At 65.8% G+C, this 13,320-nt stretch carries 10 protein-coding genes and 1 other RNA gene; 10 read left to right on the forward strand and 1 reads right to left on the reverse strand.

The window, feature by feature from the left end; translation table 11 throughout:
* The first annotated feature begins 241 nt into the window (after window positions 1-241).
* The 5 genes from prfB to ssrA all read left to right on the forward strand — a co-directional run bounded on the left by prfB (window position 242) and on the right by ssrA (window position 4,639).
* Window positions 242-1,351: a peptide chain release factor 2 gene (prfB, locus tag CXY79_RS14010; protein WP_104102756.1), complete on the forward strand. Its 1,110-nt coding sequence runs from the start codon at window positions 242-244 to the stop codon at window positions 1,349-1,351.
* An 80-nt stretch (window positions 1,352-1,431) separates the two neighbouring features.
* On the forward strand, window positions 1,432-2,646 hold the full coding sequence (gene ftsE / locus CXY79_RS14015) for a cell division ATP-binding protein FtsE (protein WP_104102759.1): 1,215 nt from the start codon (window positions 1,432-1,434) through the stop codon (window positions 2,644-2,646).
* A complete protein-coding gene (gene ftsX / locus CXY79_RS14020; RefSeq protein ID WP_104102762.1) occupies window positions 2,643-3,557 on the forward strand; it encodes a permease-like cell division protein FtsX in 915 nt (304 codons plus the stop codon). Before ftsE ends, ftsX begins: the two co-directional genes overlap by 4 nt.
* Window positions 3,558-3,647: 90 nt before the next feature.
* Window positions 3,648-4,124 carry an SsrA-binding protein SmpB gene (smpB, locus tag CXY79_RS14025; protein ID WP_104102765.1) on the forward strand — a complete coding sequence of 159 codons (477 nt, stop codon included), beginning with the start codon at window positions 3,648-3,650 and terminating at the stop codon, window positions 4,122-4,124.
* Window positions 4,125-4,264: 140 nt separating this feature from the next.
* Window positions 4,265-4,639: a transfer-messenger RNA gene (gene ssrA, locus CXY79_RS14030) on the forward strand.
* Between the two features lie 117 nt (window positions 4,640-4,756).
* Here the strand turns inward: ssrA and CXY79_RS14035 are convergent.
* Window positions 4,757-5,797: a LacI family DNA-binding transcriptional regulator gene (locus tag CXY79_RS14035; protein WP_233191514.1), complete on the reverse strand. Its 1,041-nt coding sequence runs from the start codon at window positions 5,795-5,797 to the stop codon at window positions 4,757-4,759.
* Window positions 5,798-5,909: 112 nt separating this feature from the next.
* On the opposite strand from CXY79_RS14035, the gene CXY79_RS14040 reads away from it, so the two are divergent.
* The 5 genes from CXY79_RS14040 to CXY79_RS14060 all read left to right on the forward strand — a co-directional run bounded on the left by CXY79_RS14040 (window position 5,910) and on the right by CXY79_RS14060 (window position 13,311).
* Window positions 5,910-6,830, forward strand: coding sequence for a carbohydrate ABC transporter permease (locus CXY79_RS14040; protein ID WP_104102772.1), 921 nt, complete (start codon window positions 5,910-5,912; stop codon window positions 6,828-6,830).
* Window position 6,831: 1 nt separating this feature from the next.
* Window positions 6,832-7,797 carry a carbohydrate ABC transporter permease gene (locus CXY79_RS14045; protein ID WP_104102775.1) on the forward strand — a complete coding sequence of 322 codons (966 nt, stop codon included), beginning with the start codon at window positions 6,832-6,834 and terminating at the stop codon, window positions 7,795-7,797.
* Between the two features lie 43 nt (window positions 7,798-7,840).
* Complete coding sequence (locus CXY79_RS14050; RefSeq protein WP_104102778.1) at window positions 7,841-9,199, forward strand: sugar ABC transporter substrate-binding protein; 1,359 nt, start codon at window positions 7,841-7,843, stop codon at window positions 9,197-9,199.
* A gap of 108 nt (window positions 9,200-9,307) precedes the next feature.
* Entirely contained in the window at window positions 9,308-11,497 is a 2,190-nt protein-coding gene (locus CXY79_RS14055; RefSeq protein WP_104102781.1) for a beta-galactosidase, read from the forward strand.
* The gene (locus CXY79_RS14060; protein ID WP_174776128.1) at window positions 11,494-13,311 is read left to right on the forward strand and encodes a glycoside hydrolase family 35 protein; all 1,818 of its coding nucleotides are present in this window, start codon (window positions 11,494-11,496) and stop codon (window positions 13,309-13,311) included. Before CXY79_RS14055 ends, CXY79_RS14060 begins: the two co-directional genes overlap by 4 nt.
* Window positions 13,312-13,320 lie beyond the last annotated feature (9 nt).

Consider the following 13,320-nt stretch of genomic DNA (forward strand, 5'->3'; position numbering starts at 1 on the left):
TAGACAGGAAGCGGCGTGCGGCCGTTAAGGCGCTCCGAAACACCCACAGATGAAGCAGGAGAGCCAGAATCTCCGTCGAATTGGTTGATGCCGGGCAGGGCATTCCGCCGTGCACGAACCGCGGCCACACGGAATGGTCAGCATGGACCTTTGCAGGGTCCGGACCAGCCGCATCCGGCGCTGAAAGCGGACTCCACGAGCGGATGCCGTGACCGGGTGGCCCGGTAGGCTGGGGTTCGACATGATTGAGCTGGAATTCTCGGAGCAGATCGCCGCACTGCGGGCCACGTTCGACGACATCCGGTCGGTGATCGATATCGATCGACTCCGCACCGATATCGCCGACCTGAATGAACAGGCTGGTGCGCCCGATCTGTGGGACGACTCCGACCACGCGCAGAAGGTGACCAGCCAGCTGAGCCATCGCCAGTCGGAGCTGGCCCGCATCGTGAGCATCGAGTCCCGCCTCGACGACCTTGAGGTGCTGGTGGAACTCGCCAACGCCGAGGGTGACCAGGAATCGGCTGACGAGGCCACCGCGGAACTCGCGAGCATCACGAAGGTGCTCGGCGACCTCGAGGTGCACACGCTGCTCAACGGCGAATTCGACGTGCGTCCGGCGGTCATCACCATCCGTTCCGGCGCCGGCGGCGTCGACGCGGCCGACTTCGCCGAGATGCTGCTGCGCATGTACCTGCGCTGGGCCGAGCAGCACAACTACCCCGTGCAGGTGCTCGACGTGGGCTACGCCGAAGAGGCCGGCATCAAGAGCGCGACCATCCAGGTGGATGCGCCCTACGCCTTCGGCACGCTGAGCGTCGAGGCCGGCACGCACCGCCTCGTGCGGATGAGCCCGTTCAACTCCGCCGGTAAACGCCAGACCTCCTTCGCCGCTGTGGAGGTGGTTCCGCTGATCGAGCAGACCGAGTCGATCGAGGTGCCCGAGAACGACATCCGGGTCGACGTCTTCCGCTCCAGCGGACCCGGCGGCCAGTCCGTGAACACGACCGACTCCGCCGTGCGCATCACCCACCTGCCCACGGGCACGGTGGTGAGCTGCCAGAACGAGAAGAGCCAGATCCAGAACCGGGCCGCCGCCATGCGCGTGCTGCAGTCCCGGCTGCTGTTGCTGCAGCGCGAGCAGGAAGCCGCCACCAAGAAGGAGCTGGCCGGGGTGATCACGGCCAGCTGGGGCGACCAGATGCGCAGCTACGTGCTCGCGCCGTACCAAATGGTCAAGGACCTGCGCACCAACTACGAGGTCAACAATCCCGGCCAGGTGTTCGACGGCGACCTTGACGGTTTCATCGCCGCCGGCATCCGTTGGCGCAAGCAGGCGCCGCAGGGTTAGAGCCTTGATCTGCGGGTCTGTCACCGGTTAGGTATGTCGGAGTAGGAATTATCAAGATGCCTGCCTAGGCTCAAGGGGCCATGATTCGTTTTGACACCATCACCAAGAAGTATCCGGGAACGAACCGACCGGCACTGGACGCCATCAGCGTCGAGGTGCTGCGCGGAGAGTTCGTCTTTCTCGTCGGTGCTTCCGGCTCGGGGAAATCGACTTGCCTCCGCCTTGTGCTGAAGGAAGACCGGCCCACCAGCGGCAGCATTCACGTGCTCGGACAGGACTTGCGGTCGATCTCCAACCGCAAGGTGCCCTATTTCCGCCGCAACATGGGCGTCGTCTTCCAAGACTTCCGCCTGCTGCCGAATAAGAGCGTTTTCGACAACGTGGCCTTCAGTCTGCAGGTGATCGGCAAGTCGCGCGGGTTCATCCAGGAAGCCGTACCCGACACCCTCGAGATGGTCGGACTGGCCGAAAAGGCGCTGCGCCTGCCCCACGAACTCTCCGGTGGTGAGCAGCAGCGTGTTGCCATCGCCCGCGCCATCGTGAACAAGCCGCAGATCCTGCTGGCCGACGAGCCCACCGGAAACCTCGACCCCACCACCAGCGCCGGCATCATGGCCCTGCTCGAACGTATCAACGCCGCCGGCACGACCGTGATCATGGCCACCCACGAGGCCGGAATCGTCGACCAGATGCAGCGCCGTGTGATCGAACTCGTCGGCGGACGCATCGTGCGCGACGAGCGCCAGGGTGGCTACGCCACCGCGGCCATCCCCACCACCACCGCCGGCACCGGGCGCCGTTCCGCCCGAGAGGTTCCCAGTGGCTCGTCGGGTGTGGCACCTGCGGCTGCGGCACCGTCATCCATTTTCGCGCCGGCCGCCGCCGCCGCCCCTCCCGCCGTGCCCACTGACGAGGTTCTGCCTGCGTCGCACCCTCCCCTCACCTTTCCACCGGTTCCCGTGCCGGCGCCGGTCGCCGAGCCTGCCGCGGCCCCGTTCTCAGCCGCGAAGGGTCCGGCCGATCCGGCGCCCCTCGACGACGGATCGTCCGAGGACGCAGAAGTGGAAGTGGAAGCAGAAGCAGAAGCAGAAGCAGAAACGGACGCAGAAGCAGAAGCGGATTCCGCCGCCGATGCTTCGATGACCGACCTGAGCCGGGCCATGACCCGGCCGGTTCTTCCGATCACTCAGCACGACGTACCGGAGCAGTTGACCCTGGCCGAGAAGCTCGGGCTGCGCGCGCCGGGCGAAAAACCGGACCAGACCGGCGAACAGAATGTAGGGCCCACCCGATGAGACTCGGACTCGTGCTCTCCGAAGCAGCCAACGGCCTGCGCCGCAACGCTTCCATGGTCGTTTCCGTGGTGCTCGTGACCTTCATCTCGCTAACCTTCGTCGGCGCCGCGATCCTGATGCAGATGCAGATCGGGCAGATGAAGAACTTTTGGTACGACCGCGCCCAGGTGGGCATCTACATGTGCACCGCCATTTCGTCGGGTGAGACGTGCACGGCCGGGGAGGCCACGCCCGAACAGATCGACACGGTCAAGGCGCAGCTCGAGACCTCTACCCTGTCACCGTTCATCGACAAGTACTACTTCGAGACTCACGACCAGGCCTTCGAGAACTTCAAGAAGCAGTTCGCCGACAACCCGGTGGTCGACTACGTCACCGCTGACCAGTTGAACGAAACCTTCTGGGTCAACCTCGGCGATCCCTCGCAATCGGATGTGCTCGTAGAGGCTCTGTCCGGCGTCGCCGGGGTGGAGAACGTCGCGGACCAACGAAAGTACCTGGACCAGATCTTCTCCGTGCTGAACGTTGCCAGTTACACCGCGATCGGCATCGCCGCGCTGATGCTTGTGGCGGCGGCCCTGCTGATCGCCACCACCATCCGTCTCTCCGCGTTCTCCAGGCGGCGCGAGCTGGGCATCATGAGGCTGGTCGGGGCATCCAATCGGTTCATTCAAACGCCCTTCATCCTGGAGGGTGTTTTCGCGGCTCTGCTGGGATCGCTGCTGGCGGGAGGCGCCGTTCTCGGTCTCGTGTACTGGTTCGTGCAGGGCTATCTGGGCGAACGTCTGACCAACTTCTCCCTCGTCGGCATGCAAGACGCCCTCGTGGTGGTTCCGATCCTGTTGGTGGTCGGCGCGGTGCTGGCGGCCTTCTCCGCTCAATTCGCCATCACGCGCTATCTGAAGGTCTGACCTACTCCGCTCGGCCCGCCCCCAGAGCGCTAGACTGGTGGGCTGGTCGGCATCGCGTCCGAACACATCCACCGAGTCGAGGAGTATGCCGTGCCCAGGGAAATAGGCGAGAAGGTCGTCTCGACCAATCGCAAGGCACGCCACGATTACCTCATTGAGGAGACCTACGAGGCCGGAATGGTACTCAGCGGCACCGAGGTCAAGTCTCTCAGGGCCGGTCGGGCTTCGCTCGTCGACGGCTACGCTTTCATCGAGAACGGCGAGATGTGGCTGGACGCCGTGCACATCCAGGAGTACGTCGCCGGCACGTGGACCAACCACCCGCCGCGGCGCAAGCGCAAACTCCTGATGCACAAGCAGGAGATCATCAAAATCAGCCACAAAACCAAAGAGGGCGGCTACACGCTCGTCCCGCTGCGGCTCTACTTCAAGAACGGCAAGGCCAAGGTGGAGATCGCGGTCGCCAAGGGCAAGAAAGAGTACGACAAGCGCCAGACACTGCGCGAGCGCCAGGACAAGCGCGAGTCCGACCGGGCCATCTCCGCCCGAAAAAACCTCGGCGACTAGCCTTCCACCTCGTCGTATTGTAAGCTAAAGGGCTGCACGATCCATTCGGGCCGTGAGGATTGACACTCAGCAGATTGAAAACTCAACAGCGTGTGACAGTGACCCACTTGAATGCCGCCATGGTGGCAGTGAGTGCACCTGGGGATGATCGGTTTCGACATTGCCTGCGCAATTATGAGAAGCGGGTCGAGGATGCAGGGTTATCTCGTAAACGATCTCTGCAAAACAATAAGTGCCAAATCAAACCGCACTGACTTCGCCCTCGCTGCCTAAGCGAGCGCACTAAGAAGTCCGCCAGGCCGGGAATGCTCTCTACCCGGACCCTGACGTCATTTAGAGAGATTGCTCCTACTCTGAGCCGCGGGGTGTAGGGGGACTCAAACGAGGGCTGGGCTCGTCGGATTAGGTGCCAGCGGCAAATTCCGGAGCCGAGTAGAACGATTTCACTGGATACACCCGTAGAAGGCATATGACCACAGCAGTGGACGGGGGTTCAATTCCCCCCATCTCCACCACCGGTTGCTGTCACACGTTGTTGAGCCGGAAGGCCCGCAATCCACGTGATTGCGGGCCTTTCGTCACCCGTCGTCAGTTTCGTGGCCGCCCTCTTCTCGCTCCGCGAGTGGGCGGGGTCAGTCCCGGCGCGAGGGAGAGGCCGTGCTCGACCGGAGCACCAGGTGCGCCGGCACGAGGGTGGCGCCGGGGTGTGGCCGGTTTGACTCGATGAGTTCGAGCAGCTTCACCATGCAAAGGCGGCCGACCTCGCCGAAGTCCTGATGCACGGTGGTCAGAGGTGGGTAGAAGGAATCGGCGTCGGGCATGTCGTCGAAGCCGATCACGCTGACCGACTGCGGCACGGCGCGCCCGGACTCGTGCAGAGCCCGCAGGATGCCGAGGGCCATCTGGTCGTTCGCGGCGAAGATCGCCGTGACATCCTTGCGCGCGGCCAATGTCAGTCCGTGCTGGTAGCCCGATTTGCCGCTCCAGTCGCCCACCAGGGGCGGCGGCACCGGCGTGCCTGCCTCCTCGAGGGTCGCTCGCCAGGAGGCTGCCCGGCGACGGGCGGAGAACGCCGCGTCGGGCCCGGCCACATGCCAGACGGTGGTGTGGCCCAGGTCGAGCAGGTGCTGCGTGGCCTGGCGGGCACCGTCGACCTGGTCGGTGTCGACGACCGTGAATTGGCTTCCGGCATCGGAGTCGACGATCACCACGGGAACCCCAGTCGGGAGGGTGATCGACGCCCGGTCGAGAACCTGGGCCTCCATGATGATGACGATGCCGTCGACCGCCTGCTCGGCGAGCCGGGTGACGGCGCTGGCCACGCCGTCCTCAGTGTCGAGGGCGACCGGCAGGAGAGTGACCGAGTAGCCGGCGAGGGTGGAGGATGCGGTGACCGCATCGAGGGTGCGCATATTGCCGAACGTCGAGAGGGTGTAGAGCACGACTCCGATGGAACGGAATTGGCCGGACTTCAGTGAGCGGGCGGCGCTGTTGGGCCGGTAGCCGGCCTCGCCCATGGCGGCCAGAACTCGTTCCCGGGTGTCGTCGTCCACGTTGGTGCGACCGTTGACCACCCGCGACACGGTCTGGGAGGAAACCTTCGCCAGGGCGGCCACATCGGCCATCGATGGAAGTCGGGATGTCGCCGTGCGTCGTTGCGGGGGGTTGGTCATGCTTTCCATTTCCATATGTTTACGTAAACATGCTACCGTCCTGATACATCATGTTTACGTAAACATGACCGCGATCGGCAAACCGCAACCATGATGAGTTGAGAAGGCAAGCATGACAACGTTGTCACATCACCCCGCAGCCGGGTCGGCGACCCGCACGCAGCGCAGGCAGAAAAGAGACTGGACGGGCTGGCAATTCGTCGGCCCGTTCATGGTCGTCTTCGCCGTCGTGCTGATCGCTCCCGTGATCTACTCGGTCTACCTGAGCCTCTACAAGGACCAGTTGGTCGGCGGCAACTCGTTCGTCGGGTTCGCAAACTACGCCCACGCCCTGTCGGATCCCAAGCTGTGGGAGTCCCTGGGTCGGGTCACCCTGTTCCTCGCCGTGCAGGTTCCGATCATGCTCGCCCTCGCACTCTTCGCCGCACTGGCCATCGACAGCGCCCGACTGCACCTGTCCCCGCTGTTCCGCATCGCGATCTTCCTGCCCTATGCCGTGCCGGCCGTGGTCGCAACGCTGATGTGGGGCTTCATGTACGGCACCCAGTTCGGCCTCGTCGGCAACCTGAACGACTTCTTCGGGATCACCATCCCCTCGCCACTATCCGGCACCTGGGTGCTCGCGTCGATCGGCAACATCGTCACCTGGGAATTCGTCGGCTACAACATGATCTTGTTCTACGCGGCGCTGCGGGTCATCCCCGCGGACCTGTACGAGGCGGCAGAGCTCGACGGTGCGGGAACCTTCCGGATCATCCGCAGCATCAAGTTCCCCGCTTTGCGGCCCGCCATGGTGATCGGAGCGATCTTCTCGATCATCGGAAGCTTCCAGCTCTTCAACGAGCCGAGCATCCTGCGCTCACTTGCCCCGAACGCCATCAGCACCTTCTTCTCCCCGAACATGTACGCCTACAACCTCTCCTTCTCGGGGCAGCAGTACAACTACTCGGCGACCATCGCCATTATCGTCGGTCTGCTCACCGCATCCATCGCCTACATCGTGCAGATCACCGGCACCCGAAAGGAGGTCTGAGATGGCCCTCACCACGCCCGAATCCCTGACCCCGGCCTCGACCGCAGTGCGCGAGACAACCGCGGCCACCCGCAGCACATCCCCGCGCCGATCCCGCTACGCCCGCCCCAGCGCCGGCAGTCAGCACAAGCGCAAGTCGGTGCTGCTGACGGCGGTCATGGTCGTCTTCCTGATCTACAGCCTGCTCCCGCTGTTCTGGCTGTTCGTCGGCTCGACGAAGACGCAGGCCTCGCTGCTCAACTCTTTCGGCCTGTGGTTCAGCGGCGACTTCGCCCTGTTCGACAACATCGCCCAGACGCTCACCTACGACGGCGGTGTCTTCGTGCGCTGGCTCGGCAACACGCTGCTGTACGTGGTCATCGGAGCGGGCGGGGCCACGTTCCTCGCGGCCCTCGGCGGGTACGGGCTGGCCAAGTTCAACTTTCCCGGCAAGAAGGCCGTCTTCGCCGTCGTGCTCGGCGCCGTGGCCATCCCCGGAACGGCCCTGGCCGTTCCCACCTTCCTCATGTTCAGCCAGCTCGGCCTGACGAACACCCCTTGGGCCGTGATCCTGCCGTCACTGATCAGCCCGTTCGGGCTATACCTGATCTGGACCTACGCTCTCGACTCCGTGCCCACCGAGGTACTCGAGGCCGCGCGGATGGACGGCGCGGGAGAGATCCGCACTTTCTTCACCATCTCCCTGCGGTTACTGGCCCCCGGGCTCGTCACCGTGCTCCTCTTCTCGATCGTCGGGACCTGGAACAACTATTTCCTGCCGCTGATCATGCTGAGCGAACCGACCTGGTACCCGCTCACCGTGGGCCTGAACCAGTGGAATCAGCAGGCGCAGACGGTGGGCGGTGACGTGATCTACAACCTCGTGATCACCGGCTCCCTGATCACGATCATCCCCATCGTGGTCGCGTTCCTATTTCTCCAGCGGTACTGGCAGTCGGGTCTGGCCGCCGGAAGCGTCAAAGCCTAACTATCCAGGCAGCCTCCATTCTCAAAGAAGTGAAGGGTTCACAATGAAATCAACACACCGCACCGCACGACGCGTGGGACGCACCGTAGCGGCCATGGTGACCGGCCTGTGCCTGGTCGGATCGCTCGCGGCCTGTGCGCCGGGTTCCGCCGGGGGAGCCAAAACCGGCACCGCCGACGACATCGCGGCGGCTCTGCAGGAGAAATCCACCATCACGGTCTGGTCCTGGGGCACCCCGGTGCAGGCCGCAGCGGATGCCTTCCAGGAGGAATACCCCAACGTCACCGTCAAGGTGGTCAACGCGGGCACCGGCAGCGCCGAGTACACCAAGCTGCAGAACGCGATCAAGGCCGGATCGGGCGCCCCCGATGTGGCTCAGATCGAGTATTACGCCCTGCCGCAGTTCGCTCTGTCGGATTCCCTCGCCGACCTCAACGACTTCGGCTTCGCCGAACTCGAGGACGAGTTCACGGCGTCGACCTGGGGCAACGTGAGCATCGACGGCGGTCTCTACGCCCTTCCGCAGGACTCCGGCCCCATGGCCATGTTCTACAACAAGGCCGTGTTCGACGAATACAGCATCGCCGTGCCGACCACCTGGGCCGAATACACCGCGGCAGCGGCCACGATCCACGCCGCCGACCCGTCCCGCTACATCTCGAGCGACTCCGGCGACGCCGGCTTCGCCACGAGCATGATCTGGCAGGCCGGCGGACATCCGTACACGACCGAAAACGGCACCGACGTCACGATCGACCTGCAGGATGCCGGTGCCAAGGAGTGGACGGAAATGTGGAACCCGATGGTTCAGGACGGCCTCGTCTCCCCGATCGTCGGCTGGACCGACGAGTGGTACAAGGCCCTCGGAGACGGCACCATCTCGACCCTGCTGACCGGCGCCTGGATGCCCGCCAACTTCGAATCGGGCATCACCGAATCGGCCGGTGACTGGCGGGTTGCCCCGTTACCCACCTACGAAGCCGGTGAAGCGGCCAGCGCCGAGAACGGCGGCTCCAGCGTGGCCGTGCTCGAACAGAGCACGAACAAGCTCGTTGCGGCCGGATTCGTCGAGTACCTGAACGCCGGCCCCGGGGTGCAGCTGCAGATCGACGGCGGCAGCTTCCCCTCCACCGTCGCCGACCTCGAGTCGGAGGGGTTCCTCGGCTACGAGAGCGAGTATTTCGGTGGCCAGAAGATCAACGAGGTGCTCGTGCAGGCCGCCAAGGACGTCGTGCCCGGCTGGTCCTACCTGCCGTTCCAGGTCTACTCGAACAGCATCTTCGCTGACACGGTCGGACAGTCCTACGAGAACAAGACCGACCTGAACACCGGCCTCCAGGGCTGGCAGGACGAGACCGCAGCCTACGGAGTGGAGCAGGGCTTCACCGTCAACAGCAAGTAACCGGGCGTATCCGCCCCGCTCGACGGGCGAGCGGGGGCCACAGCAGATCCGGTGGCCCCCTCCCGCCCGGCACACCCGTCACCCTGCACGACGAATGAGACGAACACCATGACGCACGACACTTCACCGGCCCGCTGGGTCCGCTGGCCCGACGCCCACCCTCTCGCCGACGGCAGCCAGAGCCTGGCCGCTGAAACACCACGGCTGGCCTACGGTGCCGACTACAACCCGGAGCAGTGGCCGGAAACGGTTTGGGCCGACGACGTGCGTCTGATGCGGGAGGCCGGCGTGAACATCGTCAGCGTCGGCATCTTCTCCTGGGCGCTGCTGCAGCCCACCATCGACTCGTGGGACTTCGCCTGGCTCGACCGGGTGCTTGATCTGCTGCACGACAACGGCATCGCCGTTGACCTGGCCACGGCCACCGCCAGCCCGCCGCCCTGGCTGACCGAGCTGCACCCGGAGGTGCTGCCCGAGAGCCGGGTCGGCGAGACGATCTGGCCCGGCGCACGCCAGCAGTGGCGCCCCACCTCACCGGTCTTCCGCCGCTACGCCCTCGCGCTGGTCGAGAAGATGGCCCTGCGCTACGCCGACCACCCGGCCCTCGCCCTGTGGCATGTGAGCAATGAGCTCGGCTGCCACAACGTGTACGACTTTTCGGATGACGCGGCGGCGGCCTTCCGGGTCTGGCTGGAAGCCCGCTACGGCTCGCTCGCCGATCTCAACCGGGCCTGGGGCACGGCTTTCTGGTCGCAGAACTACTCGGCCTGGACCCAGATCCTGCCACCTCGCCTGGCCGGAACCCACCCGAACCCCACCCAACAACTCGATTTCGCCCGGTTTTCCAGCGACGCGCTGAAGGACTACCTGGTGGCCGAGCGGGACATCCTGCGCCGCATCACCCCGGACGTGCCGATCACCACGAACTTCATGGTGATGGGCGAAGTGAAGGGGATGGACTACGCGGACTGGGCAACCGAGGTGGACATTGTCTCGAACGACCACTACTTCCTCGGCGCCTACCCGCTCGCCTTCGAGGAGCTCTCGTTCTCGGCCAACCTCACCGGGCAGATCGCCAGACGCGACCCCTGGTTCCTGATGGAGCACTCCACCGGCGCCGTGAACTGGCAACCGGTGAACCTGGCCAAGGCGCCCGGGCAGCTGCGCCGGGACAGCCTCACGCACTTGGCCCACGGCGCCGACGCGATCTGCTTCTTCCAGTGGCGCCAGTCTCTCGCCGGAGCGGAGAAATTCCACTCGGCGATGCTCCCGCACGCGGGTGAGGACAGCACGATGTTCCGCCGGGTCGTGGACTTCGGCGCCGAGCTCGTCGCCCTCGCCGAGGTGGCCGGCACGACAACCGTGCAGGCTCGCATCGGCATCCTCTTCGACTGGGACTCCTGGTGGGCCTCCGAGCTCGACTCGCACCCCACCGACCAGCTGCGCTACAAGGTGGAGGCCATGAACTGGTACACCGCAGCACTGGCCAACGGGCTGCAGGCCGACATCGTGCCCGCGGCCATCGCCCTGGCCGAGAACGGCCTGGCCGGCTACGACCTCGTGATTGCGCCGATGCTCTACGTCGTTCCGGAGCCGCTCGCCGCCGCCCTCGGTGACTATGCCCGTGCCGGGGGCCACCTCGTCGTCGGTGCGTTCTCCGGCCTGGCCGACCGCGACGACCACGTCTATCCCGGGGGATACCCGGGCGCCTTCCGCGATCTGCTCGGCGTGCGCGCGGAGGAATTCGGCCCGCTGCTTCCCGGCCAGACCGTGGGTTTGGAGGGAACCAGCCCGACCGGCGTCGCCAGCCTTCCCGACGGAGGCACAGGCATCCTGATCACCCATGACGTCACGGTGCAGCCGGATGTCGAGGTGCTCGCCCGATTCGTCGGCGGTCCGTACCCCGGGGTACCCGCCGTGACGGGCCGGGTTGTCGGCGCCGGCCGGGCCTGCTTCGTCGCCACCGTGCCCGACACCGTGGCGCTGGCCACCCTCGTCGGAAGGTTCGCCGCACAGGCCGGGATCGTCTCGCCGCTGCCTGCCGCCGTGCACGGATCGGTGCAGCTCGCCGCCCGGCAGTCCGACACCCACGACTACCTCTTCTACATCAACCACAGCGAGGAGGTCGTGCGGGTGGCGGGCGTCACGGGCTCGGGACTCATCGGCATCGACCTCGGCCCGGCCACGCTCACCGACGGCGAACTGGACCTGCCCCGGTTCGGGGTGGCCGTGCTGCGCCGATCCCGGGAGGCTGTGCCGGCAGTGGCAGTGGCGGCAACGACGGCCGGCACCGCGTGACCGGCCGCTTCGCGATCGGGGAACGGGACTTCCTGCTCGATGGGCAGCCGTTCCGAGTGCTGGCCGGGGCCATCCACTACTTCCGGGTGCACCCCGACCACTGGGCCGACCGCATCCACAAGGCCCGGCTGATGGGCCTGAACACGATCGAGACCTACGTGCCCTGGAACGCGCACGCACCCGTGCGCGGGGAGTTCCGCACCGACGGGCCGCTCGACCTGGCGCATTTTCTCGACCTCGTCGCTGCGGAGGGTTTGTACGCGATCGTGCGCCCCGGCCCGTTTATCTGTGCGGAATGGGACAACGGCGGATTGCCGGCCTGGCTGTTCCAGAACGCCACAGTGGGCGTGCGCCGGAATGAGCCGCAGTATCTGGCGGCCGTCGCCGAGTACTTCGAGCAGGTGCTGCCGATCGTGGCCGAGCGGCAGATCGATCGCCGCGGAGCGGTGATCCTGGTGCAGATCGAGAACGAGTACGGTGCCTACGGGCGCGATCAGGACTACCTCACGGCGCTCGTCGAACTCAACCGGGCCCACGGCATCACCGTGCCACTGACCACGATCGACCAGCCGACGGACCAGATGCTGCAGGACGGCAGCCTGCCCGAACTGCACAAGACCGGGTCGTTCGGCGCACGCAGCCGCGAACGCCTGGCCACCCTCCGGCGGCATCAGCCGACCGGGCCGCTGATGTGCGCGGAGTTCTGGAACGGATGGTTCGACCACTGGGGTGCACACCACCACACCACCTCGGCCGCAGAGTCGGCGCGAGAGCTCGACGAGTTGCTGGCTACTGGGGCATCCGTCAATCTGTACATGTTCCACGGCGGCACCAATTTCGGATTCACGAACGGCGCCAATGACAAGGGCGTGTTCCAGCCCACGATCACGTCCTATGACTACGACGCGCCCCTGTCGGAGAGCGGCCAGACCACCGAGAAGTACCACGCCTTCCGGGAGGTGCTCGCCCGATATACGAGCGTGCCGGACGAGCTGCCGGACCGGGTGCGGGCGGCCCCGGCCTTCGAGGTGTCCCTCTGGGAGTCGGTCAGCCTGTGGGATGCCCTCGAAGTTCTGGGCGTGCCGGCCGACGAGGCTGCAGCGGGGGTCGAGGCTGTCGTTCCTGCCGCTGCTGGCGCCGGGTTGCCGACCATGGATGCCGTGGGCCAGTATTCCGGGTTCGCCCTCTACCGCACGCGGGTGGCACCGGGTGCCGCCCGCGTGCTCTCGTTCGCTGAGGTGCGCGACCGCGCCCAGGTGTTTCTCGACGGTGTGCCGGTGGGTGTGCTCCAGCGCGACAACCACGACCGCTCGCTCACCCTGCCGAGCGTGGGTGACGGTGACGCTGCCGGGCGACTCGACGTGCTCGTCGAAGATCAGGGCAGGGTCAACTACGGCCCCCGGATCGGCGAGGCCAAGGGTCTGATCGGCCCGGCCCTCCTCGACACGGAGGAGCCGGCGTGGCAGGTGGTCCCGCTGCGCCTCGACGCCGTGACCGGACTTGGCGCCTCCCTGTTCCGGAGGGGTATGCCCGGTAGGTCGCTGGCGGGCCCGGCCTTCGCCCGCGGGCGTTTCGTCGCCGAGCCCGGGGTGGACCTCTTTCTCAGCGTCGTCGGCTGGGGCAAGGGCCAGGCCTGGCTGAACGGGTTCAACCTCGGCCGATTCTGGGATCGCGGGCCGCAGGTTACCCTGTACGTGCCCGGTCCGGTGCTCACTGCGGGGGAGAACGAACTGGTGATCCTCGCGCTGTCGGGCGCCCCCTCATCCGTCGCCCGCTTTCTCCCGGCTCCCGATCTCGGCTACACCGACTTATAGGCCCTCTAG

The sequence above is a fragment of the Cryobacterium sp. M96 genome (genome assembly GCF_002929845.1).
Taxonomy (GTDB): Bacteria; Actinomycetota; Actinomycetes; order Actinomycetales; family Microbacteriaceae; genus Cryobacterium; species Cryobacterium sandaracinum.

Coding starts and splice junctions, on each gene's coding strand:
- prfB (WP_104102756.1), top strand. CDS start 242: ATGATTGAGCTGGAATTCTCGGAGCAGATCGCCGCACTGCGGGCCACG.
- ftsE (WP_104102759.1), top strand. CDS start 1,432: ATGATTCGTTTTGACACCATCACCAAGAAGTATCCGGGAACGAACCGA.
- ftsX (WP_104102762.1), top strand. CDS start 2,643: ATGAGACTCGGACTCGTGCTCTCCGAAGCAGCCAACGGCCTGCGCCGC.
- CXY79_RS14035 (WP_233191514.1), bottom strand. CDS start 5,797: ATGACCAACCCCCCGCAACGACGCACGGCGACATCCCGACTTCCATCG.
- CXY79_RS14040 (WP_104102772.1), top strand. CDS start 5,910: ATGACAACGTTGTCACATCACCCCGCAGCCGGGTCGGCGACCCGCACG.
- CXY79_RS14045 (WP_104102775.1), top strand. CDS start 6,832: ATGGCCCTCACCACGCCCGAATCCCTGACCCCGGCCTCGACCGCAGTG.
- CXY79_RS14050 (WP_104102778.1), top strand. CDS start 7,841: ATGAAATCAACACACCGCACCGCACGACGCGTGGGACGCACCGTAGCG.
- CXY79_RS14055 (WP_104102781.1), top strand. CDS start 9,308: ATGACGCACGACACTTCACCGGCCCGCTGGGTCCGCTGGCCCGACGCC.